At 64.6% G+C, this 21,803-nt stretch carries 23 protein-coding genes; 10 read left to right on the top strand and 13 right to left on the bottom strand.

Annotated features, from left to right (window positions below):
- Nucleotide 1: 1 nt before the first annotated feature.
- Genes galK through CH291_RS10485 form a run of 4 tightly spaced genes read right to left on the bottom strand, consistent with a single transcriptional unit; the run spans nt 2 to nt 5,145 of the window.
- Nucleotides 2-1,168: a galactokinase gene (galK, locus tag CH291_RS10500; protein WP_094638487.1), complete on the bottom strand. Its 1,167-nt coding sequence runs from the start codon at nt 1,166-1,168 to the stop codon at nt 2-4.
- A complete protein-coding gene (gene galT / locus CH291_RS10495) occupies nt 1,165-2,310 on the bottom strand; it encodes a galactose-1-phosphate uridylyltransferase (protein ID WP_094687408.1) in 1,146 nt (381 codons plus the stop codon). Before galT ends, galK begins: the two co-directional genes overlap by 4 nt.
- A complete protein-coding gene (locus tag CH291_RS10490; protein ID WP_068045263.1) occupies nt 2,297-3,112 on the bottom strand; it encodes a DeoR/GlpR family DNA-binding transcription regulator in 816 nt (271 codons plus the stop codon). The genes galT and CH291_RS10490 overlap by 14 nt, the downstream gene beginning before the upstream one ends.
- Complete coding sequence (locus CH291_RS10485) at nt 3,112-5,145, bottom strand: beta-galactosidase (RefSeq protein ID WP_094687407.1); 2,034 nt, start codon at nt 5,143-5,145, stop codon at nt 3,112-3,114. The genes CH291_RS10490 and CH291_RS10485 overlap by 1 nt, the downstream gene beginning before the upstream one ends.
- Before the next feature lie 211 nt (nt 5,146-5,356).
- On the opposite strand from CH291_RS10485, the gene CH291_RS10480 reads away from it, so the two are divergent.
- The 4 genes from CH291_RS10480 to CH291_RS10465 are packed head-to-tail and all read left to right on the top strand — an operon-like array spanning nt 5,357 to nt 10,659.
- Complete coding sequence (locus CH291_RS10480) at nt 5,357-6,652, top strand: ABC transporter substrate-binding protein (protein ID WP_094687406.1); 1,296 nt, start codon at nt 5,357-5,359, stop codon at nt 6,650-6,652.
- Nucleotides 6,653-6,701: 49 nt separating this feature from the next.
- Nucleotides 6,702-7,601: a carbohydrate ABC transporter permease gene (locus CH291_RS10475; RefSeq protein ID WP_094638483.1), complete on the top strand. Its 900-nt coding sequence runs from the start codon at nt 6,702-6,704 to the stop codon at nt 7,599-7,601.
- On the top strand, nt 7,601-8,530 hold the full coding sequence (locus tag CH291_RS10470) for a carbohydrate ABC transporter permease (protein WP_082898537.1): 930 nt from the start codon (nt 7,601-7,603) through the stop codon (nt 8,528-8,530). Before CH291_RS10475 ends, CH291_RS10470 begins: the two co-directional genes overlap by 1 nt.
- Nucleotides 8,527-10,659 carry an alpha-galactosidase gene (locus CH291_RS10465; protein ID WP_256980799.1) on the top strand — a complete coding sequence of 711 codons (2,133 nt, stop codon included), beginning with the start codon at nt 8,527-8,529 and terminating at the stop codon, nt 10,657-10,659. The genes CH291_RS10470 and CH291_RS10465 overlap by 4 nt, the downstream gene beginning before the upstream one ends.
- Before the next feature lie 19 nt (nt 10,660-10,678).
- On the opposite strand, the gene CH291_RS10460 is transcribed toward CH291_RS10465, so the two are convergent.
- A complete protein-coding gene (locus CH291_RS10460; protein ID WP_094638482.1) occupies nt 10,679-10,954 on the bottom strand; it encodes a YrhK family protein in 276 nt (91 codons plus the stop codon).
- A 48-nt stretch (nt 10,955-11,002) separates the two neighbouring features.
- Nucleotides 11,003-12,277 carry a reverse transcriptase family protein gene (locus CH291_RS10455; RefSeq protein WP_094687405.1) on the bottom strand — a complete coding sequence of 425 codons (1,275 nt, stop codon included), beginning with the start codon at nt 12,275-12,277 and terminating at the stop codon, nt 11,003-11,005.
- Between the two features lie 413 nt (nt 12,278-12,690).
- Here CH291_RS10455 and CH291_RS10450 point away from each other — a divergent pair, with 413 nt between their 5' ends.
- Entirely contained in the window at nt 12,691-13,308 is a 618-nt protein-coding gene (locus tag CH291_RS10450) for a class I SAM-dependent methyltransferase (RefSeq protein WP_094687404.1), read from the top strand.
- Nucleotides 13,305-13,652: a DsrE family protein gene (locus CH291_RS10445; RefSeq protein WP_094687403.1), complete on the top strand. Its 348-nt coding sequence runs from the start codon at nt 13,305-13,307 to the stop codon at nt 13,650-13,652. The genes CH291_RS10450 and CH291_RS10445 overlap by 4 nt, the downstream gene beginning before the upstream one ends.
- Here CH291_RS10445 and CH291_RS10440 read toward each other — a convergent pair.
- Both CH291_RS10440 and CH291_RS10435 read right to left on the bottom strand, forming a co-directional pair.
- The gene (locus CH291_RS10440) at nt 13,643-14,491 is read right to left on the bottom strand and encodes a cytochrome c biogenesis CcdA family protein (protein ID WP_094687402.1); all 849 of its coding nucleotides are present in this window, start codon (nt 14,489-14,491) and stop codon (nt 13,643-13,645) included. The genes CH291_RS10445 and CH291_RS10440 overlap by 10 nt on opposite strands.
- 8 nt (nt 14,492-14,499) lie before the next feature.
- The gene (locus tag CH291_RS10435; RefSeq protein ID WP_094687401.1) at nt 14,500-15,234 is read right to left on the bottom strand and encodes a DsbA family protein; all 735 of its coding nucleotides are present in this window, start codon (nt 15,232-15,234) and stop codon (nt 14,500-14,502) included.
- A 106-nt stretch (nt 15,235-15,340) separates the two neighbouring features.
- Between CH291_RS10435 and CH291_RS10430 the strand changes: the two genes are divergently transcribed.
- The 3 genes from CH291_RS10430 to CH291_RS10420 all read left to right on the top strand — a co-directional run bounded on the left by CH291_RS10430 (nt 15,341) and on the right by CH291_RS10420 (nt 17,482).
- On the top strand, nt 15,341-15,850 hold the full coding sequence (locus tag CH291_RS10430) for a hypothetical protein (RefSeq protein WP_306437682.1): 510 nt from the start codon (nt 15,341-15,343) through the stop codon (nt 15,848-15,850).
- 63 nt (nt 15,851-15,913) lie between these two features.
- Complete coding sequence (locus CH291_RS10425; protein ID WP_094687464.1) at nt 15,914-16,321, top strand: DUF302 domain-containing protein; 408 nt, start codon at nt 15,914-15,916, stop codon at nt 16,319-16,321.
- Nucleotides 16,322-17,482, top strand: a complete 1,161-nt coding sequence (locus CH291_RS10420) for a hypothetical protein (protein ID WP_256980798.1) — start codon at nt 16,322-16,324, stop codon at nt 17,480-17,482. It abuts the gene before it with no gap.
- Between the two features lie 28 nt (nt 17,483-17,510).
- Here the strand turns inward: CH291_RS10420 and CH291_RS26535 are convergent, their stop codons facing one another.
- Nucleotides 17,511-17,654: a DUF2892 domain-containing protein gene (locus CH291_RS26535; protein ID WP_143545913.1), complete on the bottom strand. Its 144-nt coding sequence runs from the start codon at nt 17,652-17,654 to the stop codon at nt 17,511-17,513.
- A 256-nt stretch (nt 17,655-17,910) separates the two neighbouring features.
- On the opposite strand from CH291_RS26535, the gene CH291_RS26765 reads away from it, so the two are divergent.
- Complete coding sequence (locus CH291_RS26765; RefSeq protein ID WP_094687400.1) at nt 17,911-18,078, top strand: hypothetical protein; 168 nt, start codon at nt 17,911-17,913, stop codon at nt 18,076-18,078.
- 47 nt (nt 18,079-18,125) lie between these two features.
- Here CH291_RS26765 and CH291_RS10410 read toward each other — a convergent pair whose 3' ends face one another.
- From CH291_RS10410 to CH291_RS10395, 4 genes are read right to left on the bottom strand one after another with little or no spacing between them, the layout of a single operon-like run.
- Nucleotides 18,126-18,968, bottom strand: a complete 843-nt coding sequence (locus CH291_RS10410; RefSeq protein WP_094687399.1) for a sulfite exporter TauE/SafE family protein — start codon at nt 18,966-18,968, stop codon at nt 18,126-18,128.
- A 1-nt stretch (nt 18,969) separates the two neighbouring features.
- On the bottom strand, nt 18,970-19,308 hold the full coding sequence (locus tag CH291_RS10405) for a rhodanese-like domain-containing protein (RefSeq protein WP_094687398.1): 339 nt from the start codon (nt 19,306-19,308) through the stop codon (nt 18,970-18,972).
- A gap of 31 nt (nt 19,309-19,339) precedes the next feature.
- On the bottom strand, nt 19,340-20,128 hold the full coding sequence (locus tag CH291_RS10400; protein ID WP_094687397.1) for a GntR family transcriptional regulator: 789 nt from the start codon (nt 20,126-20,128) through the stop codon (nt 19,340-19,342).
- 29 nt (nt 20,129-20,157) lie between these two features.
- Entirely contained in the window at nt 20,158-21,552 is a 1,395-nt protein-coding gene (locus tag CH291_RS10395; protein WP_094687396.1) for an MBL fold metallo-hydrolase, read from the bottom strand.
- Nucleotides 21,553-21,803: the final 251 nt, after the last annotated feature.

Below are 21,803 nucleotides of genomic sequence, written 5' to 3'. Positions count from 1 at the left end.
GTTAGAAGAATCGATGCGCGGAGCCGGAGGGCTCGGCGGTCAGAAAAGTGGGTTCCGGCAGTTCGGATCGTGCTGCACCGGTGGCGATCTCGTCCGCAACAGCCTGGACCAACTCCGAGGGAACCAGCGCAATGGCAGAGCCGCCGAATCCCCCGCCGGTCATCCGGGCCCCATATGCACCCGCGCGCAGCGCCGCATCGACCGCACTGTCCAGCTCCGGTGAGCTGACCTCGTAGTCGTCTCGCAAGGACGCGTGCGAGGCCGTCATCAACTCACCGAGTTCGGCTCCTGCGGCGCCGCGGTCGAGCAGTTCGGCGGCCTCCTCCACTCGGCGAATTTCACTGATGACGTGGCGAACTCGCGCGATCAGGGTGTCGTCGACGAGTCCCGACACCGCCTTGTCGAGATCGAGACCGCGCAGCGTCGTCACCCCCAATTCGGCGTACGCGGTATCCAGCGCCTTCCGGCGTTCTCCGTACTGACCGTCGACCAACCGATGCGGCGCATTGGTGTCGATCACCAGCAACCGAGTTCCCGACGCGGCGAGATCGAGGGGTATCTGACGCGTCGAACCGTCGAGACAGTCGAGTAGCAGCGCATGTCCCGACTGGGCCGACATCGCGATGTTCTGATCCATGCCTCCGGTCGACGCACCGGCGATCTCGTTCTCGGCCCGAATACTGGCGTCGATCAACACTTTCCGATCGACCTGCACATCGAAGAGGTCGTCGAGCGCCAGCGCGAACGAGCATTCGAGGGCCGCCGAGCTCGACAACCCCGAGCCCACCGGTACCGAGGAGTGCACGGCCACATCGACTCCGCCGACGCCGTGAACCTGCAGTGCCCAGGACACACCTGCCACGTACGCGGCCCAACCCGACGGCGTGCCCGGACCGATCTCCGCGAGCTCACCCGTCCACGACTCGTCGGTATGTGTCGATACGGCGCGCATCACAGTGTCCTCGCGGCGCCGGACAGCGACTGCGGTTGCGTACGGCAGCGCGAACGGCAACACGAGTCCGCCTGCGTAATCGATGTGCTCACCGATGAGATTGACGCGTCCGGGAGCGATCCAGACGCCGTCGGGTTCGCCGCCGAATGCACTGCGGAACAACGCCGCTGCTGCGTCGGCGAGATCCTCCTCGGGCACCACCTCGAGCCAATTCATGCCAGCACCTCGCGCAGGCGATCGGCGATCCGCTCGGGCGTGGTGTCGTTGACCCACGCGCCCATCGCCGATTCCGACCCGGCCAGAAACTTCATCCTGCCCGGTGAGCGCATCATCGAAAACAGTTGCAGATGCAGACGTCCCAGCTCGCGATCGGCTCCGACGGGGGCCTGATGCCACGCCGAGATGTACGGCACTTCGTCGACGCCTTCGAAGAATGCATCGACGCCGCGCAGCAGATCGCGATAGACCCCGGCCAATTCGTCCCGCTCGGCACCGTTCAACTCGGCCAGGTCCGCCACGTCACGACGAGGAGCGAGATGTACCTCGACGGGCCAGCGCGACGCCGCCGGGACGTACGCGACCCAGTGTTCGGCGTCGACGACGATGCGTCGACCCGAACGCAGCTCGGCCGCGAGTACATCGGCGAGCAGGACTCGACCGGTGCGCTCGAAGTGTGTGCGCGACTGTCGCATCATCGCGTCGGTGCGGGGCGGGAGATAGGGGTAGGCGTAGATCTGACCGTGCGGGTGCGTCAGCGTGACGCCGATTTCCTTTCCGCGGTTCTCGAAGCAGAAGACCTGCTGCACACCGGGGACAGCCGAGAGGGCAGCCGTACGGTCGGCCCAGACGTCGATGATGGTGCGGACGCGAGAGAGCTCCAACGACACGAAGGAGGCGTCGGGATCACTGGCGAAACAGATCACCTCGCAGCGTCCGGTGCCTGGCGCGAGCGGCCACAGCGCCTCGCCGTCCACCTCGCTCGGAAGCGTCTGTTGTGCAGCAGTTTCGGACAGTGATGGGAACCGGTTCTCGAACACCACCACGTCGTAGTCCGCAGCTGGAATCTCTGTCGCCGGCCTGTCGGGGCGGCTCGGTGCCAACGGCGACGCGTCGGCCGGGGGCAGGAACGTGCGGTCCATTCGCTGCGCCGCGATGACGATCCATTCGCCTGTGAGGACGTCGAATCGCATCTGCGACTGCGACATCGACGGTGAGAGAGCGCGGGTATCGACCAAGTCTCGGGTGGCTCCGCCGGAGACGTAGGGCTCGGTGTCGTCGTAGTAGATCAGCTCGCGGCCGTCGGCCAGAGTGGTCGACGTCTTGCGCAGTGCGTGCGTCGTGGCGTCATGCGCGGTCATCGAGTACTCGTTCCTCGTTCGTGTCGACGGGTCCTCCGGCGATCACCACGTCGTCGACCACCTCGGACAACGCGTCCTGCACGCCGGGGTCGAGCCCGGCATCGGTGACGAACACGTCGACGCGGGAGAGCGGGATGGTGTTGGCGAGCGCGCGGACGCCCCATTTGGTGTGGTCGGCCAGCACGATGACGCGTCGGGACGATGCCACCAGCGCCTGATTGGTCTGTGCTTCCATCAGATTGGGGCAGGTGAGCCCTGATTCGATGTCCACTCCGTGCGTTCCGAGGAACAGCATGTCCAGGTGGATGCTCTGCAACGCGCTGACGGTGAGTGGTCCGACCAGCGCATAGGAGGGCGTGCGTTGTCCGCCGGTGAGCAGGACGGTCTGATCCGTTCGGCCACCGGTGTGGAAGACCTCGGCGACGGGAAGCGAATTGGTGACGACGGTGATGTCCGGGATGTCGAGTAGTTCCTGAGCGAGCGCGTGAGTCGTGGTACCGCCGGAGATGCCGATGGAGGTCCCCGGTCGCACGAACCGAGCTGCGGCCTTGGCTATGTCCGCCTTGGCATCTCGATCCAGTTCGGACTTCGCGGAGAAGCCCGGCTCGAACACGCTCGCCGATCGTGGCAGCGTGACACCGCCGTGCACCCGCTCGACCAGACCGCGAGCCACCAGTTCGTTGATGTCGCGTCGAATGGTCATGTCCGACACCGACAGTGCAGTTCCCAGATCGGCGACCTTGACCGCACCCTGCGCCGTCACCTGGTCGAGGATCTTCTGCTGACGCTGATGGGCGAGCATCAGCTGTTCTCGGCAATCACTGCACTACCGCCGGCAGCCACGATCAGCTCGCCGTCGACGTGTGCGCCGCTGACCAGATCGGTACCGGTGGCCGGCACACTCACCTTGTCGCTTCCGTGGTTGAGCACGAACAGCCAGGACTGCTCCCCCGCCGAGCGCCGCACGATCTCCACATCGGATCCCAGATCTCGTCGAGTCTCGATACCGGCTGCACCGCAGAGCTTGTCGGTCAGTGCAGCCCAGCCGACTGCGTCGGGAACGGTGGCCGCATACCAGGCAGCGCCGGTGCCGACGGCCCGCTTCGTCAGCGCGGGCACACCGCGCAGATGGCCCCTGGTGTGGCGCGCCAGCACGTCGACATCCTCGGATGCGGTGAGATATTCACTCCAGATCTCACCGACGGTCTCGTCGTCGAGGGGCAGGGTCTCGCCCTCGGCGAGCGGGAAGAACTCTTCGACGCGGACTCCGAGCAACTCGCGGAAGGCTCCCGGGTAGCCGCCGAGTCGCACGTGGTCGTCCTCGTCGGCGATTCCCGAGAAAGCAGTGACGAGCACCTGCGCACCCGCCTCGGCCGCGTCGGCGATCCGCGCAGCGGTCTCGTCACTGCACAGGTACAGGGCCGGAACCACGATCACGTCGTAGTCGCTCAGGTCCGTCGACGACGGGACGACATCGCAGGTCACGCCTGCGGAGGTGAACCCGTGATGGGCGCGGCGGGCAATCTCCATGGGCTGCATCGCCATCGACGGATGGCCCTCTTGTTCGCACGCCCACTGCGAGGCCCAGTCGAAGAGCACGGCGACCCGAGCGTCGACGGTGCTGCCTGCCACCGGGGCCATGCGACGCAGTGCCGCACCGAGTTCGACGACCTCACGCCACCGGGCGGAGTCCTCGCCCGCGTGCGGCACCAATGCGGAGTGGAATTTCTCCGCTCCGGCCTTGGAGGCGCGGAACTGGAAGTAGGCGATGCCGTCTGCTCCACGTGCCATGTGCGCCAGCGAGTTCCGCATCATCTCACCGGGCACCTTGGCGCGGTTGATGTGCTGCCAGTTGACGGCGCTGGTGGAATGTTCCATCAACAACCAGGGTCGACGCCCCGCGACGCCGCGGGTGAGGTCAGCCGAGAACGAAAGCTTGTGATGCGCTGCGGCGTCGCCGGTCTCGGGACCGACGAGGTAGTGATCGGTGGAGACGATGTCCTGCTCGGGGGCCCAGGACGCGTAGTCCATGTTGCCGGCGAGTGCGGGGCCCTGGCCCATACCCACCATGAAGTTGGTGGTGACCGGCACGCCAGGGGTGATGCGGTTCAGCACCGCCTTCTCGGCGCGGTACTGCTCGAGGAGCGCGTCGGAGCAGAAACGGCGCCAGTCGAGTTGGTGCGTGGGATTACCGAACGTGGTGCTCACCGACGGGGGAACGATCTCGTCCCAGTCGCTGTACCGCTGGCTCCAGAAGTCGGTGCCCCACGCGGTGTTGAGGGTTTCGAGGTCGATGTACTTGGCGCTGAGCCATTCCCGGAACGCGTGCGCGCTGTCGTCGGAGTAGCACAGGGCGTTGTGGCAACCGAGTTCGTTGGAGACGTGCCACATCGCGAGCGCGGGGTGCTCGCCGTAACGATGGGCCATCTTCTCGACCAGTACCAGTGAATGTTCGCGGTACACAGCGGAACTGGGGCTCCACGTCTGACGGCTGCCGATGGCGTAGCGGTAGCCGCGCTCGTCGACCGGACGCATCTGCGGGTACGCAGTGGCCAACCACGGCGGCGGCGACGCGGTGGCCGTGGCCAGGTCCACGCGAATGTCGTCCTGGTGCATCAGATCCATGACGCGATCGAGCCACTCGAAGTCCCACGTCGTGGCGGTCGGCTGCAGACGAGCCCAGGAGAACACACCGACGGTCACGAAGTCGACACCGGCCTCGTGCATCAGTTCGACGTCACGTCGCCAGACGTCCTCGGGCCACTGCTCGGGGTTGTAGTCGCCCCCGAAAGAGATTCCCTGGGTCGGCCAGGTGCTGCGTCGCGCTGTGTCCATGCTCACAATATGAACGAGTCGTCCTCAGATGTCAACATGAATGAACATTTTCTTACTGATGCTGGTGAGCGGGCCTCGAAGAGCTTGACAGACGCCGTGGCGTCGTGTTTCTGTAACCTGCATCACCCCGAACGGTCAGACGAGTACCGCGGAACGCACAGCGGAATGTTCACTTCTGATCGTTATCGATATTTTCCGTCGAAGGACTCTCATGAACCCACACGAGTGGCCGCGTACCTGGCAGCCGTCCCGGCGCGATTTCCTCAGATCTGCGCTCGTCGCCGCCGGTGCGATCACCGCAGGTGGCGTGCTGTCGTCGTGCTCGAGCAGTCTCGATCCCAACACGATCACGCTCGGCTCACGGCTGTCGGACAAGAACTCCAAGGTCGGCGTCGAAGATGTCGTCGCCATGTATCGGCAGCAGACCGGTGGCGACATCCGCGTCAACACCGTCGACTCGACGTCGTTCCAGGAGAACGTCAACAACTACCTCCAGGGCACGCCCGACGACGTGTTCACCTGGATGGGCGGCTATCGAATGAAGTACTTCGCAGACAAGGGTCTGGTGGAGGACGTCTCGAGCGTGTGGGCGAGCAACGGCGGCGGATACAGCGACTCCTTCAAGGAGAACTCGACCGGATCCGACGGCAATCAGTATCTGATTCCGTTCTTCTACTACCCGTGGGCCGTGTTCTACCGCCCGAGCCTGTGGGCCGAGCGCGGGTACGAACCGCCCAGGACCTACGACCAGTGGGTCACCCTGAGCAAGCAGATGCAGGCCGACGGCGTCACCCCGATCGGCTTCGGTGCGCGTGACGGCTGGCCGCCGATGGGGACGTTCGACTACCTGAACCTGCGCCTCAACGGAGTCGACTTCCACCGCACCCTGTTGGCCGGTGACGTCAGCTGGACCGACAATCGAGTCCGCACCGTATTCGACACGTGGCGTGAGCTTCTGCCGTTCCATCAGCCACAACCGCTGGGTCGAAAGATCGCCGACGCTCAGACGGCGTTGCTCAACAAGAGCGTAGGGTCCTTGGTCGCCGGCATGTTCGTCGCACAAAGCTTTCCCGCCGGGCCCGACCGCGACGACCTCGACTTCTTTCCCTTCCCCGAACTCGACTCCGCCATCGGCAGTTCCGCGGTCGAGGCCCCGATGGACGGCTTCATGATGCGGGCCGATCCGCGCAATCGCCCCGGTGCCGAGAAGCTGCTCACCTTCCTCACCGGCCCCGAACCTGCCGTCGCCTACGCGAAGCAGGATCCGCAGGCCATCCCCGCCCACCGCGACGCCGACCTGTCGGATTTCCCTGCGCTGGTGCGTAAGTCGGCAAACCTCGTCCAGAACGCCGGAGAGATCACGCAGTTCTTCGACCGCGATACTCGCCCCGATTTCGCGTCGATCGTCATGATCCCGGCCCTGCAACAGTTCATCGGCAACCCGAACGACGTCGACGGATTGGTCCGCAGCATCGAGCGTCAGAAGTCGGCGGTGTTCGGAACATGAATCCCGCTTGCCCCCAATTCATTCACCCACGTCGAGATCAGGTAATGCCATGACCGCACCCGAACGGGTCAAGTCGCCGAAGATCAGGCGCAGTGTTCGCGAGAAGTGGACCATCGCGATGATGCTCGGCGTTCCCGCGATGATCGTCATCGGACTCGTCTGGATCCCCACGGTCTTCACGGTGGTCCTGTCGTTCGCACGGTGGGACGGCATCGGCGGCACGTCGAGTATCGAGTGGATCGGTACTCAGAACTACGTCGACGCGGTCCAGGCGTACCCACCGTTCCAGCAGGCGTTGCAGAACAACGTGCTGTGGCTCGTGTTCCTGTTCCTCGTCCCGACCGTCATCGGCATCCTGCTGGCGATCCTGCTGGACAAGAACCTCAAGGGATCTCGGCTCTACCAGAGCATCTTCTACATCCCCGTGGTGCTGTCGATGGCCCTCATCGGCTTCATCTGGCAGCTCATCTACTCCACCGAGGGCGGCGTCCTCAACAGCCTGCTCGGTACCGACGTCGACTGGCTCGGCGATCCGGACATCAACATCTGGGCCGTCATGGTCGCAGCAGGCTGGCGGCACACCGGCTACATCATGCTGTTGTACTTGGCCGGCCTCAAGGCCATCGACCCGTCCGTCCGCGAGGCCGCGGTGATGGACGGCGCCGGACCGATTCGCACGTTCTTCAGCGTCATCTTCCCGCTGATGAAGAACACCAACCTACTGATCATCGTGATCACCGTCATCGAGGCGCTACGCGCTTTCGACCTGGTGTGGGTGATCAACAAGGGCCGCAACGGACTCGAGTTGATCTCGGCGCTCGTGACGGCCAACGTGGTCGGTGAGGCGAGCCGCATCGGCTTCGGTTCGGCACTGGCCACGATCATGCTCGGCATCTCACTCGTCTTCATCGCCCTGTACCTCGCCATCGTTCTTCGGAGCAAAGACTGATGACCACTTCACTCACGCGCACAGCACCTCCCGAGCGCGATCCGCTGACCCGCAATCGCGCGGCCGTCGCCAATCGTCGACGCGCGGGCACCGCGCAGATCGCGATCTACGTGCTGCTGACGGTCATGGCAGTGGCCTGGTTGTTTCCACTGGCGTGGGCGGTGTACAACTCGTTCCGCAGCTACGACTACGTGCTGCTCAACGGCTACCTGTCGGTGGGCGGATTCACGTTGGACAACTACATCGACTCGTGGCAGATCGGCGGCATCCCGCACTACTTCCTCAACTCGCTGATCATCACCGTTCCGTCGGTGCTGCTCATCCTGTTCTTCGGCTCGATGGCGGCGTTCATCCTGGCGCGGTTCAGCTGGAAGTTCAACATCTTCATGTTGGCGGTGTTCATCGCCGGAAACCTGCTACCCCAGCAGACGCTGCTGACCCCACTGTTCCGGCTGTACAACGCAATTCCGGTTCCGTACTGGATGAGTTCCTCGGGCTCGCTGTACGACAGCTACTGGGGTCTGATCATCGTGCACGTCGCATTCCAGACCGGGTTCTGCGTCTTCGTGCTCAGCAACTACATGAAGACCGTGCCGCACGAATTGCTCGAGGCGGCGACCGTCGACGGAGCCGGGCTGTTCCGGCAGTACTGGCAGGTCGTCATGCCGCTGTGCCGTCCCGCACTGGCTGCCCTCGCGACACTCATGGTGACGTGGATCTACAACGACTTCTTCTGGGCTCTGGCCCTGATGGTCAGCGGTGACAAGCTCCCGGTGACGACGGCGCTGCAGAATCTGCAGGGCAGCTTCTTCACCGACACCAATCTGCTCGCGGCCGGATCGGTGCTGGTGGCACTGCCGACAGTGTTGGTTTTCATTGCGCTGCAACGACATTTCGTCTCCGGTCTGACGATGGGTGCCAACAAGTGAGTTTCACCGTCCTGCGCCGTGACGGAGTCATGGTGATCCTCGGCCCGTCGTCCACCGCAGTTCCGGCCGTGCTGCACTGGGGTACCGATCTCGGTGAACTCTCCGATCACGACCTCACCGAACTGCGCCGAGCCGCGATACCCGCGGTTCCGCACTCGAGTGTCGACGTACCTCGGTGGCTCACCCTGGCACCCGGCGGCGACGACGCCTGGCAGGGCACCCCAGCTCTGGCCATGCATCGCGACGGTTCGGTGCAGTACCCGCGGTGGGCAGATGTGACCGTCTCCGCTACCGAATTCGGTTGCACTGTGGCCGCTTCCGACAGCGAGCTCGGCATCTCGTGGTCGATCGAACTGTCGCTCGAGGTCGGCGGATCACTGCGGGTGCGTCAGGGTGTCCGGAACGTCTCGGGCGAACCCTTGACCGTCGACGGCGTCGCGACCCTGATGCCGTTGCCGGACACGGCAACCGAACTGCTCGACCTCACCGGCCGGCACTGCCGCGAACGCACCCCGCAGCGTCGACGGTTCGATCACGGCACGGTGGCGCGTGCCTCGCGTCGCGGAAGAACCGGGCACGACGCCACCCTGGTACTCACCGCAGGCAGCGAGGGCTTCGGCTTCCGCAGCGGCGAGGTGTGGGGTGCCCATGTCGCCTGGAGCGGCGATCACCTGCATCTGGCCGAGCGCCTGCCCGAGCGTGCCGGTCAGGCCTCGGGCGTGCTGGGCGGCGGTGAACTGCTTGCCCCCGGTGAGGTGGTGCTGCAGACAGGTCAGACGTACACGACTCCTTGGGTGCATTTCGTGTACTCCTCCGCCGGACTGGACGGTTCGGCGCAGTCGCTGCATCGCTGGATGCGCTCCCGCCCAGCACATCCCACAACGCCGCGGCCGGTGGTGCTCAACGTGTGGGAGGGCGTCTACTTCGATCACGATCTCACCCGGCTGCGCGGCATCGCGGACGTCGCCGCACGAGTGGGCGTTGAGAGATTCGTTCTCGACGACGGCTGGTTCCGCCACCGACGCGACGACCGGGCCGGTCTCGGAGACTGGCAGGTGGACGAGGGCGTCTGGCCCGATGGGCTGGCTCCGCTGTTCGATCACGTCCGAGAGCTCGGCATGAGCCCCGGCCTGTGGTTCGAGCCGGAGATGGTGAACCTGGATTCCGATATCGCTCGGGCGCATCCGGAGTGGATGCTCGCAGCACCGGGTCGAGTTCCACTCGAGTGGCGTCATCAGCACGTGCTGAATCTGACGCGCCAGGATGTCTTCGACTATCTCCTCTCGGCCATCGATACCGTGTTGGCGACCGAGCGGCCGGACTACGTGAAGTGGGATCACAACCGCGACTTGATGCTCGCGGTCGATACCGAAGGACGCGCTGCTGTGCACGCCCAGACCTCGGCGTTCTATCGGCTGCTGGACGAGCTACGGTCCCGGCATCCGCAGGTCGAGTTCGAGTCCTGCGCATCGGGCGGAGCCCGCATCGACCTCGAGGTCCTCGAACACACCGACCGGGTCTGGGCGTCGGACACCAACGATCCCCTCGAACGTCAACGGCTGCAGCGGTGGACGACGCAGTTGCTGCCGCCGGAGTTGATCGGATCCCATGTCGGGCCGCAGATCGCGCACACATCCGGCCGGTGGTCCACGCTCCAATTCCGTTGCTTGACAGCGCTGTTCGGTCACGCCGGGTTGGAGATGGACGTCACGGAACTATCGTCCGAGGATCACGAGTACCTGGCAACCTGGACCACGCTGTACAAGGAACTGCGCGGGCTACTGCACACCGGTGACGTGGTGCGCTCCGACCACCCCGACCCGAGCGTCTGGGTGCACGGAGTCGTGGCAGCGGACTTCTCCGAGGCCGCGTACGCAGTGGTGCGGATGGACACCTCGGCCGAGGACCGCACGGATCGCGTGCGCCTCCCGGGTCTCGATCCCTCCCTCAGGTATCGCATCGAATTCGTACGTGAGCTCAGCGATCTCGGCAACGGCATTGCGCTGCCACCGTGGATCGCCGACGGCGGAGTGATCGAACTCTCGGGATCGGCACTCGCCCGAGCCGGCGTGGCAGTCCCGGTGTTGTTCCCGCAGACCGGCGTGTTGCTACGGGTGCACTCCGTCTGACGCGCGTCGGGTGCCCCGGTCAGTAGTCCTCGTCGCTGTCCGAGGCCGACCGGCCGCGGCCGATCCTCGTCAGGTGCACGCGTCGGGCCAGCCGGATCATCGGCCTGATCAGCAGCTCGATACTCCCGAGAAGAAACAGCCACGTTCCGGCCACAGTGGTGCTTTCGTGGAAGAACAAGATGCTGCCGATGATGAACCACACTGCAATCAGAATGTCGTTGATAATGCTGACGACTTCCCATCGCTGACGGATCACGAGTTCTTCGTGCCCGATGGTCAAGGTCAGGTCGTTCATCGAGTCTCCTCCTGCAGCGGGGTGTTCGGTCCGGTTACCCGAATTCCCCTACTCGAACACCGACCTCTCCCACTCCACCTGTGAGGCCATGTGCAGCAGCTTTGCCCGACGGGTCTCGTTCGTTTCGCCGATTCGGGCTATACGTCCGTAGACGTGAGCACGAAAGTCGTTGTGATCGCTCTGGTTCTGTTCGGCAACGCCGGCGGTGATGCAGTTGTGCAGCAGTGCCCTGAGATTGTCGTACTCTTCTCGGGGCACTGCCGGCCACGAGTTGACGACGAGTCCGGTGAGCTGTTGTCTCTGATGCGCGCGTCGGACCCTGGTCTTGTCCGGATGGATCGTGAAGCCTTCGTCGTGGGCGATCTGGGAGGTCAGCCACAGCAGTCTGTCGACGTCGATATCCGCACCGCCGGAGAACGCCAGGTCGTCTGCGTATCGGCTGTAGCGAGCTCCGACAGATCGGGCCAGTCCACTGGCTTGGATATCGAGTTGTCGCGCAGCGAGATTCGCCAACGCAGGAGACGTGGGCGCACCCTGCGGCAGATGTGTGGCACGAAGTCTCGCTGCGGTGGGACGGTCCATCCCGATCAACTCGCCGGCGGGGGTGACCGTCGTACACAGCGCTGCGAGATTTGCCGCAACCCTCCGTGGGTAGCCGACCGCCTCGAAGATCGCGACCACTCGATCGAAGCCGATGGACGGGAAGAAGCGTCGGAGATCCACCGAGATCACCACGTCGCGTTCGGCGTGGGGCATCGCAAAGGTTCGCGGGCTCCGCGCCTTTCGAAAGCCGTGCGCCGCCGGATGCGCCGGTATTCGGTCGAGGATGCGGCGCAATATCTTTCGCTGGATCTCGCGCAGTCGCGGTTTCGGAACCTCCAGCAGGCGGATTCCCTGCCGCTTGTCGAGTCGCGCAGACCGATAGTGCTGCAACGGGAACGGTGCGGTTCGGAGTCTGCCCTGCAGATCGGCGAACCATTCGATTTCGGAGATCGTCAGGTCGAGGGATCGCGCGAGCTGACCGGTCGTTTCGTAGCGTGGCACCTCGAATCGCCAGGGTTTGCGGCCGGTGCGCACTTGCGGTCGCTGCGAAGACCTCGAAGGCTCCGAGATGAACGGAAGGTCGCGCAACAGAACGAATATCGATGCCTCGTCGAACGGCGGGCTCGGATACAGATTGATGATGCGATCGGCCAACCACGACGCCTTTTCAGGCGTGAGACGCGCGAACGCGACCTCGAGGCCCGATCGCGTCCACTCGGCATCGGCCGCCAACCGAGCCAGTGTCGCAGCGGCCCGTGGGGACAATTCGCGCTCGGTCATGGACGGCTGTCGATCAGGTGAAGCGCTGTGACATGCAACGGCGCGGGGCGACCGAAATCTTTCGTCCTCGGAGCAGCAAAGCACGCGAAGCGTGCGGACCTGCTTCGGACGCAGTGATCGATTCTCGTGATGTACCCAGGGGTTACCCCTGAGAGCGGAGCCCGCGGAGCGACCCAAAACACTGAGACCGGTCCCGCGGACCAACTCTCGCCCGCGCGCCGCTGCATACCTCCACCATGCCAAATCGACGCCGGTCTGTCAGCGGGTTGCATTCGCAAGGCGCAATGCTCGCGCTCACCGGCGGTCGCCCACACCGTCGGCCATTTCCATCGTTGTCACTGTACCCCCGGGGGTACAGTGAGGCCGACGCCGTTCCGATACGAGCGGCCCCACGACACAGACAGGAGTCCGCAGTGGATTCATCGGCATGGGACGCGCGGTACAGCAGTGTCGAACATCCATGGGGATCTGCACCGGCGGCCGCTCTGTCCGCGAGATTTGCCGAACTGACACCCGGTCGCGCGGTCGATCTGGGCTGCGGGGACGGCCGGCACGCCCGATGGTTGGCCGATTCCGGCTGGACGGTCGATGCGGTCGATTTCTCCTCGGTGGCAATCGAACTCGCCACGAGCGGCGGGGCCGATGGATCGATCAGGTACAGCGTTGCCGACGCCAGAACCTGGGAACCGAGCGGGCCGGTGGATCTGGTTGCCATCGGCTTCCTGCATCTTCCGGTCGACGAGCTCGTTGCGGTCATCGCCGGCGCGGCAACCTGGCTGGCACCCGGGGGACGGCTGCTGTATCTCGGACATGCGCTCGAGAATTTCACTCGCGGTGTGGGCGGTCCGCCCGACCCCTCGATACTGCCCGACATCGACGACCTCGCCCGGGCAGCAAGCGGACTGCGGGTTCGCGAACTATCGCATCTGGTTCGGCCGCAAGGTGATGGCCACGCCATCGACATTCTGCTGCATGCCCAACCGTGGTCCGGCTCACCCCACCGCAGCCTGATGGACGGAGTCCGCGAATGAGTGACCACACAGAACCGCTGCGAGTGGTGTTCGCGGTGAACGCCACACCTACAGTCGTCGTGTCGGCAATTCACAATCTTCGCGGAGCCGCATCCGAACCCGTGACGATCGAAGTCGTGTGCTTCGGGGCAGGCCTCGACGCCGCCTTGCGCTGCTCGGATATCTCTCTGGAGATGCGCGCACTGATCGACTCGGCAACGATCACCGTCGCAGCATGTCGTAACAGTCTGAACAGCCGAGGGCTCGGCGACGACGACCTGTTGATGGGAGTCGACGTTGTCCCGGCTGCCGTCCTACATCTCGCCCGACGCCAACGGGACGGCTGGTCGCAGCTCTATTCGTGATTTTCCGTATCGACTTCTGCGGTGTTTCGGCCACGCACGATCCGGACCGCCAGGATCGCGATGATCACCAGCACCCCGGCGAGCAGAACAGCCACATCGGACACCGAATCTGCGACCCCGCTGATCCACACCTGCAGCGAATACTGACTGTCGACGCCCATGACGCCACCGAGGTTGGCGGTTCCCTCCGTGAGCAGGAAGAGAACGCCGATTCCGATGAAGATCAGTCCCGATATCAGCGAGGTGGTGTGCGTCTCGAGGGGTCCGATACCGATCTCTTTGCCGCGCAACCAGGTTCGCGAGCCCAACGAGAACCGGTCCCACACCAGCGCGAGCACGAACAGCGGGACCACCATGCCCGCTGCGTAGAGGGCCATCAGAATTCCGCCGTACACCGCCTGCCCACCAGCTACTGCGACGGTCAGGACTGCGCCGAGTAGCGGTCCGGAGCAGAATCCGGCGAGCCCGTACACCGCCCCGAGCGCGAACACCGACCCGATCGACGATACGTCGATGCGGGCGGCAGCGCGCTGAGCCGACCCCAGCGCGAATCCGCGACCGACGATGATCATCACCCCGAGTCCGATGATGATCAGTCCGCCGATCATGGTGGTGATGTCGCGGTATCGGGTGATCGCCGAGCCGAGGGCACCGACTCCGGCTCCGAGGGGAACCAGAACCGCGGCAAGCCCGAGGTAGAACACTCCAGTGCGGCCGGCGAGCTTGCCCGCCCCGTCGAATGCGTAGGCGAAGAACGAGGGCAGAAGCAGCGCCGAGCAAGGACTGAGCAAGGCCAGCAGTCCACCGAGAAACGCTCCGAGAAGTCCGATCTGCGACATACGGCGTCCTACGCTCCGGCTGCGGTATCGATCAGATCGACGAAGATCGACAACGGTTGCGCCCCCAGCACCGGATCGCCGTTCACCGAGAATGCAGGTGTAGCCGGTATCCCCAAAGACTGTGCCTCGTCGGAATCGGTGGTGATCGCGGAGTCGAAGCTCGTTCCTGTGGCATCGGCGGTGAAACGCTCCATGTCCGGGACACCGGCTTGCTGCGCATAGGCTTCGAGCGCATCGATCGTCAGGTCGGCATGACCGGTCTCGGGCGCATCGGCGTACACGGCGTGGGTGAACTCCCAGAACTTGCCCTGAGCCGCGGCTGCTCGACCCGCGCGGGCGGCATCGAAGGACTGTTCCCCGAAGATCGGCAGATCACGCCATTCGATACGCAGGGTGCCCTCGTCGACGTAGCGGTCGATCAACTGCGGTTCGGTCTCCCGGCTGAACTGGGCGCAGAACGGACACCGGAAGTCCGAGAAGGCGATCATCACCACCGGCGCATCCACTGCGCCGAGCGCCATCGGGTCGTCGACGGCGCGACGCGAGAGATCGCCCAGCGGCCCAGTCGCAGGTGTCGCGCCCATACCCGGTTCCGCGCTGGTACTCGCTCCCGACGTCGCCTCGGGTTCGTCACCGTCGTCCATTCCGACCACCAGAACGCCGACGAGGACGGCGGCGACCAGCACCGCGATCCCGAGAAGCCAGATATCTCGCCTGCGGGTGGACCGTGATGTCGAAGTCATGCAATACCTTTCGGTGCTGGACGATACTGGCGCTCATACCCATACGGGTATATCCTCACGAAGACACCATACGCACGTAAATTCCACTCGTAGGAGAATCGAGTTCATGGTCGAGCCCACCATCTCCGAACGCCGCCATGCCGAGACCGCCGCTTCCGACGCACGGCCGATCGACGCGGCAGAGGCAGCCAACCGGTGGGGTACGCGGATACTGCGTGGCACTCTGGCCGGGGTCATCACGATGCTCGTCGTGGGCATTCCGACCGACATAATCGACACACCGGTGTTCGGCCGAGAAGTTCCGGTCCGCGCGTGGGAGCTGCCGGTGTTGATCGCGACGGCCTTGTTGACGGCTGCATGGTTCGGCATCGACAAGCCCAGACAGGTCGAGCGAACCGGAACCCCGGCCGCGTTCGCCGTGGTGCTCACGTTCTTCGCCGTCGGATGCCCTGTCTGCAACAAGCTCGTGCTGCTGGCACTCGGTACCTCGGGCGCATTGGGGCTGTGGGCACCGATTCAACCCATCCTTGCGGGAGTATCACTGACAATGTTGACAGCGGCCGTGATTTTTCGATGGCGCAATCGTGACTGCACGGCATCGTCCTGCGCCGCATGACCTCGCGGCCACGGTGCCGGTCGACATCATGAAGAACATCAACAGTTGGAGGACCGAAACATCATGACCGAATTGGCAATCAGCACACGGGTCGAGACGACGTTCGAGGACACCGTCGAAGCAACCCGAAAAGCACTGTCCGAACAAGGTTTCGGAATCCTCACCGAAATCGACATGCAATCCACCCTCAAGTCGAAGATCGATGCCGACATCGAGCGCTATGTCATTCTCGGTGCCTGCAATCCTCGACTGGCGAAGGGTGCGATCGACGCCGACCGCCAGGTGGGACTGCTTCTGCCGTGCAACGTCGTCGTCCGCGCCGACGGGGGCAGCACGATCGTGGAAGCGATGAACCCGCAGGTGATGGTCGGCATGTCCGACGCCCCCGGGCTTGCAGACGTCGCCGACGAAGCCACAGCGCTGCTACAGGCGGCCATCATGACCCTCGACGGCGAGAACGCCATCTCCTAGATGGCAGCTCCTTACACCCGGCAGATCCCCACCGCAGCGATCGCAGCAGTGGGGATCTGCGCATTTCTCGCGGCCACCGGATGTACTACGTCGTCGGCCGTGGGGACGGTCGAAAATCCGTCGGCGTCGCAGCTGGTGGCACCGCCCGGCTTCGGCGACAGCCCGCTGTGGTCGGTGCCCTTCGTCTCGAGACCCCATGTCGTCGACGACGGATTCGTAGGAGTTCTCGACACGGCAGCGTCATCCGATTCGGTAACGGTGCAGGTCATCAGCGATACCGGCGCAGCGCGGTTCGGGGTCGACGTACCGAAGAACCGCGCGCAGTTCGCCGTCACCACTGCCCACGATCGCGAGCTGCTGATCACCGAGGACGTCGACCCGACTGATTCCGGACACGCCGCCTCTCTCACCGCTCGCGACACTCGGACAGGCGAGGTCGTGTGGGGCCCGGTCGGTACCGACGGGTGCCTGACCGGGGACGGGCTGCTGATCGATGCCGGATGCAGTGGGGAGTCCGCCCCTCCGGAGGCCGCGATATCTGCTGCCGACGGGCACACCACCGACCTGAGTGGTGCAGTGTCCGAATCCGGGGGCTATGCGGTCGTCCGCGATGGTGACACCGCAAGAATCGTGACGGTCGATACCGGCAACACGGCATGGTCGACCGAAACGGTGGCACCACCGCCCGCCGCCCTCGCTGGTAGCGCACGGTTCGTTCAGGCGGCCGGAAACTCCGTCGTCGTGGCATGGACGATCCCCACCCGTCCCGAACCGATCCAGGCGGTCTATCGCCTCTCGGACGCCGAGATCCGTTGGGTCAGTGGTGCTCGGACCCCGATGGCTGTCATGGCCGATGCGAGTGGTGGATCGACGATGATCACCACCGGAGACCTCGACGACGACGGAATCGCCGTTCTGTTCCGGCAGTACGGCACCCGAGGTTTCACAGCCGATCGATTCCCCGATGCCGATCGGTTCACGCTCGTCGGCGGAATCGTCTACGGCGCTTCGGATTCGACGGTGACCGCCATCGAAGCGGTCACCGGCCGCGTGACGGGCACATCACCGGGCCCAGTTCCGGTAGCCATGACACACAACGGTGTCGCGCTCGCCGCGGACACCGACGGATACACCGCATTCAAGGTAATACCCCATTTCTGAGGTCGTCGGTCCCCAGATCGAGTCGTCCTCAGGATGCCTTGGTCGGTCCGCGAAGATCCACGGAGAACAACGGGCCGAGCAGACACAAGTCGACCACTCCGGTGAGGACGAAGACTGCCCCGATCACTCCCACCAGAAGGCCGACGGCACCACCGAGGGAGAAGGCCGGCACGGTCGGCGACCTGACCGTCGCATCGGTCTACAAGCGGATTCACCACGCACTGTGCGTCAGACACTGACGCACGCATCGGCGTATCTGGACGGTGGAGTTCTGCGGTGCCGCCGGACTTCGACCGGGCCCTCGAAACCCTGGGCAACACCGACCGATGACACGCTGCGGCCAACCGGACGCGCTCGGCCCGGGCACCCGACATCAATACCCCTTGGGGTATGGTGGACCTACCAGTCGACGTACCCGAGGAGATGCCATGTGCAGAGCTGTCAAGTGCAAGAAGTGCGGAAAGACCACCTGGGCGGGCTGCGGCCAACACGTTCAGCAAGTCATGCGCGGAGTTCCCGCGTCCGATCGATGCAAGGGGCACGAGGCCGATCCGAAATCACCGGGATTGTTCTCTCGCATGTTCTCCAAGAAGTAGCGGCAGTACGCGATCACCGACGACGGTCGCCGGCCGAGAAACCCCGGTCACAGGGCCATGGAGGCTTGGACGGTGACGTAGACGGCGACGACGAGCAGGAGGACTGCGAAGCTACGGGTGAGTGTGGTGGCAGAGACTCTGTCGCTGATGACTCTTCCTGCGAACGAGCCTGCGATCGCAGCGAGTGTGAACGGTACGACGATCTCCCACGGGATGGCGGCACCCGTGCCGAGGCGTTCGGTGAAGGCCCCCGCGCTGGTGATCGAGATGATCACCAGCGATGTCCCGACCGCCACGGGCATCGAATAGCCCAGCGCCAAAACCAGAGCAGGGACGATGAGGAAGCCGCCCCCCACTCCGAGGAAGCCGGTGAGGAACCCGACGACGAGCGCGGATCCGACCAGCTTGACCACCTGCGAAGAGGTGATCTTCACTTTCGCGGGTTTGGTGGTAACTGCGACGGCGCTCGGGCGCATCTCCTCGGTCTCGGCCGGGTTCGGCGTCGGTACGTCGGCATCGTGTCCGCGCCGGGTACGGCGCAGCATCGCACCGGCCGCGACGATCATCAGTGCCGCGAATGCCAGCAGCAGTATCTGTGGGTCGACGGAGCGGTTGAGGATCGAACCCGCGAATGCGGTGAGCGATCCGAAGATTCCGAAGACGACCGCCGCCCGCCAATGCACGTGCCGCGCTCTGGCGTGACCGAGCGCGGCAACGATCGACGTGATGCCGACGATGATCAGCGACGCACCGGTGGCCGATTGCGGTTCGACGGAGAGCAGGTAGACCAAGGCCGGAACCGTCAGTATCGAGCCCCCGCCACCGAGCGCTCCCAGGGTCAACCCGATGAGAATCCCTACGCTGACAGCAACGACGATGGTTCCGACCACGTCAGATCACCGCGCCTGGGGCACCATCGTCGCGAATCACATTCAGGCCGCTGGCTTTCCAGGCCTTCATCCCGCCGGCCAGGTTGTGAGCCGTTCGACCCGCCGCAGTGAGTGCGGTGACTGCTCTGCCCGAGCGGGCACCGGATCGACAGACGATCACGAGAGGCTGTTCGGGTGAGAAGGCAGAGGGATCGAGCACCCCGAGTGGAACGTGGACGGCAGTCGGGGCGTGCCCAGCGGCCCATTCATCGTCCTCGCGCACGTCGATCAGGATGGCTCCCGAACCGTCGACGAGTGCGGCAGCGCCGGCAGGGTCGAGTTCGGGTCGATGGGTCGACATGGTGAGCGCTCCTTCGAGTGCGTGGGTGGTCTTACAGGGCACGAAGCGGATCGGACGGCACGAAGCGGTAGCCCTCGCTCGGCGAGAAGGTAGCCGAGACGGTGAAGCGATCACCGCGAATAACCGTGTGCCGCAGTTCGACCGGACGTGAGTTCATACAGCCCAACCGGCGAATGGACAGCGCGGCCGTCTGCTCGTCGATGTCCAGCAGTGCTGCGTCGTCGGCGGTCGGGACGATGGCGGTGACGTCCTCGCGGCCACCGGTGAGGCGGATGCCGCAGCGTTGCTCGAGCTCGATGTACAGAGCCGTGTGAGTGAAGTCTGCGTCCAGGAGGTCGTGTGCCAGATCTCCCGGCAACCAGGCATAGTCGAGCGCCAACGGCATCGTCCCTGCCATACGGATGCGCTCCAGGTAGAGCAGTGGGGTCTTGGGACCGACCTGCAGAGTGGCAGCGACCGCGGGGTCGGTGCGGAGTTCGAGTGCACGCACCAAGCTCTGCTGAGCAACACCCGTGGCTTCCACGGCAGCGAAGAGACTGTAGAGCGCACCGAGAGGTTGCTCGATCACCGGCGGACCGGCCAGTCGAGAAGGCCGGCCACGCTCTGCAATCAAGATTCCTTCGTTCCGCAGGCGCCGCAGGGCCTCGCGGGTGGTGTGCCGGCTGACGCCGTAGCTCGTCGTCAACGCATGCTCGCCCGGGAACTCGGAGCCGGCGAATTCGCCGTCATCGATTCGGCGGACCAGATCGGCGTGCAGTTGCGCCCACAGCGGCATCGCGCTGGAACGGTCGAGCGCAGCACTGCGATCGTCGTCGACCATCAGATTCTCCTGTCGATCTGTGTATTCGATCAGACTGTTTCGAGGTTGTGCTCGGCCCAGGCGGCGTAGCTGCCCTCGAGTTCGACAACTCGGTAGCCGGCGCGACGCAGAGCGCTGGCTGCGACCGCGTTACGGACGCCGCTCTGGCAATAGGTCACGATGGGACCGTCCGTGGGCAGTCCGTCCAGGTTCCACAGCAATCGGCCTCCGCTGAGCTGTTCGGAGCCAGGTATGTGGCCGTCGGCGTGTTCGGTCTTGTTGCGCACGTCCAGCACCATTGCCGGGTCGAACGAATCCAGCTCGTCCGCACCGATCGTCTCGGGCGTCGTCATGGAGAGGCCTCGAAGACTTGTGACGTATCCGGTCACCTCATCGATGCCGACCCGCAGCAGGTGATCACGAAACTCGTCGGCGGCATCACAGTCCTCGGCGAGCACCACCAGTGGAGTGTCCTCTCGCTCGGGGTCGTAGACCCAGGCACCGAACGAAGCTGCCTTGCCGAGGCCGGGGATGTTGAGCGCTCCGGGGACAGCGCCGGCGTGCACCTCATCTTGGCCGCGGGTGTCGAGGAGGACGACCTCGTCGGAATCCAGGGCGCGTGCCAATTCTGCGGAGTCGTACTCGCGCAGTGGAGAGAGTGGCCCGAGAACGACCGGGCCCTGCTTGTTCTGACGCTTCATCCGGCTGAAGTAGGCGTGTGCATCCGGTTGGCCGTCGAGCATCTCATCGACGAAGCCCTGCTCGTCGTCGCGCTCGACATACCCGGCCCACCAAGCGAAACGGCGTTCGTAGCCGACGCTGGTCGACGGGAGCGCGCCGAGAGCTTTTCCGCAAGCACTGCCCGAACCGTGACCCGGAAAGACCTGGATGTGGTCCGGCTGCGTGACGAACGACCGCTTCAGGCTGCGGAAGATCTGTTTGGCACCCTCGAAACGGGTGTCGACACCGTCGGCAGCCTCGTCGAGTAGGTCCGGTCGACCGAGATCGCCGGCAAAGACGAAGTCGCCCGTCAACATGTATCCCGGAGCATCGGCGAAGGCACCGTCGGTCACCAGGAACGAGAGGTGCTCCGGGGTATGACCGGGCGTGTGAACGGCTTGCACGGTGATGTTGCCCAGAGCCAGCGTGTCGCCATCGTGGAGGCGTTCGGCATCGAAGCCGTACTGCCAGTCGTCGCCGCCCTCGCCCGAGACGTAGGTGGTCGCGCCGGTGGCCTCGGCCAACTCGCGGGTGCCGGACAGGTAGTCGGCATGGATGTGGGTCTCGGTCACGGCGGTGATGGTCATGCCATGCCGATCGGCCAGATCCAGGTACACACCGATGTCGCGGCGGGCGTCGACCACCACTGCCTCCCCCTTGGCCTGGCAGCCGATGAAGTACCCGGCTTGGGCGAGGTCTTCGTCGTAGATGCGTTCGAGAAGCATCGAAATCTCCTTGTCGATCGTGGCAGCGTTCGTGTAGATGAAGAAGTAGTCGCACCCGGTCGAATGTGTTCAGCAGGTTCGGCGCGCGCTCCGCGGGTCGTCGACCATCACGTCCGTCTCAGCCGGGACGGGGAGGAAAATTCAACCGACCCGAGTGTGGCGTTCGTCGCGATCGGCGACTAGCCTCCCTTAATGTACGTACATCCGTACGAACAATCAAGAAGGGGTGAAATTCCCGCCCCCGCTCCAAC

The organism is Rhodococcus sp. 14-1411-2a, assembly GCF_002259485.1.
Taxonomy (GTDB): domain Bacteria; phylum Actinomycetota; class Actinomycetes; order Mycobacteriales; family Mycobacteriaceae; genus Rhodococcoides.
The sequence above is the reverse complement of the archived record's forward strand: the minus strand, read 5'-3'. Positions and strand labels throughout refer to the sequence as shown.

Coding starts and splice junctions, on each gene's coding strand:
- galK (WP_094638487.1), bottom strand. CDS start 1,168: ATGAATTGGCTCGAGGTGGTGCCCGAGGAGGATCTCGCCGACGCAGCA.
- galT (WP_094687408.1), bottom strand. CDS start 2,310: ATGACCGCGCATGACGCCACGACGCACGCACTGCGCAAGACGTCGACC.
- CH291_RS10490 (WP_068045263.1), bottom strand. CDS start 3,112: ATGCTCGCCCATCAGCGTCAGCAGAAGATCCTCGACCAGGTGACGGCG.
- CH291_RS10485 (WP_094687407.1), bottom strand. CDS start 5,145: ATGGACACAGCGCGACGCAGCACCTGGCCGACCCAGGGAATCTCTTTC.
- CH291_RS10480 (WP_094687406.1), top strand. CDS start 5,357: ATGAACCCACACGAGTGGCCGCGTACCTGGCAGCCGTCCCGGCGCGAT.
- CH291_RS10475 (WP_094638483.1), top strand. CDS start 6,702: ATGACCGCACCCGAACGGGTCAAGTCGCCGAAGATCAGGCGCAGTGTT.
- CH291_RS10470 (WP_082898537.1), top strand. CDS start 7,601: ATGACCACTTCACTCACGCGCACAGCACCTCCCGAGCGCGATCCGCTG.
- CH291_RS10460 (WP_094638482.1), bottom strand. CDS start 10,954: ATGAACGACCTGACCTTGACCATCGGGCACGAAGAACTCGTGATCCGT.
- CH291_RS10455 (WP_094687405.1), bottom strand. CDS start 12,277: ATGACCGAGCGCGAATTGTCCCCACGGGCCGCTGCGACACTGGCTCGG.
- CH291_RS10445 (WP_094687403.1), top strand. CDS start 13,305: ATGAGTGACCACACAGAACCGCTGCGAGTGGTGTTCGCGGTGAACGCC.
- CH291_RS10440 (WP_094687402.1), bottom strand. CDS start 14,491: ATGTCGCAGATCGGACTTCTCGGAGCGTTTCTCGGTGGACTGCTGGCC.
- CH291_RS10435 (WP_094687401.1), bottom strand. CDS start 15,234: ATGACTTCGACATCACGGTCCACCCGCAGGCGAGATATCTGGCTTCTC.
- CH291_RS10430 (WP_306437682.1), top strand. CDS start 15,341: ATGGTCGAGCCCACCATCTCCGAACGCCGCCATGCCGAGACCGCCGCT.
- CH291_RS10425 (WP_094687464.1), top strand. CDS start 15,914: ATGACCGAATTGGCAATCAGCACACGGGTCGAGACGACGTTCGAGGAC.
- CH291_RS10420 (WP_256980798.1), top strand. CDS start 16,322: ATGGCAGCTCCTTACACCCGGCAGATCCCCACCGCAGCGATCGCAGCA.
- CH291_RS26765 (WP_094687400.1), top strand. CDS start 17,911: ATGTGCAGAGCTGTCAAGTGCAAGAAGTGCGGAAAGACCACCTGGGCG.
- CH291_RS10405 (WP_094687398.1), bottom strand. CDS start 19,308: ATGTCGACCCATCGACCCGAACTCGACCCTGCCGGCGCTGCCGCACTC.
- CH291_RS10400 (WP_094687397.1), bottom strand. CDS start 20,128: ATGGTCGACGACGATCGCAGTGCTGCGCTCGACCGTTCCAGCGCGATG.
- CH291_RS10395 (WP_094687396.1), bottom strand. CDS start 21,552: ATGCTTCTCGAACGCATCTACGACGAAGACCTCGCCCAAGCCGGGTAC.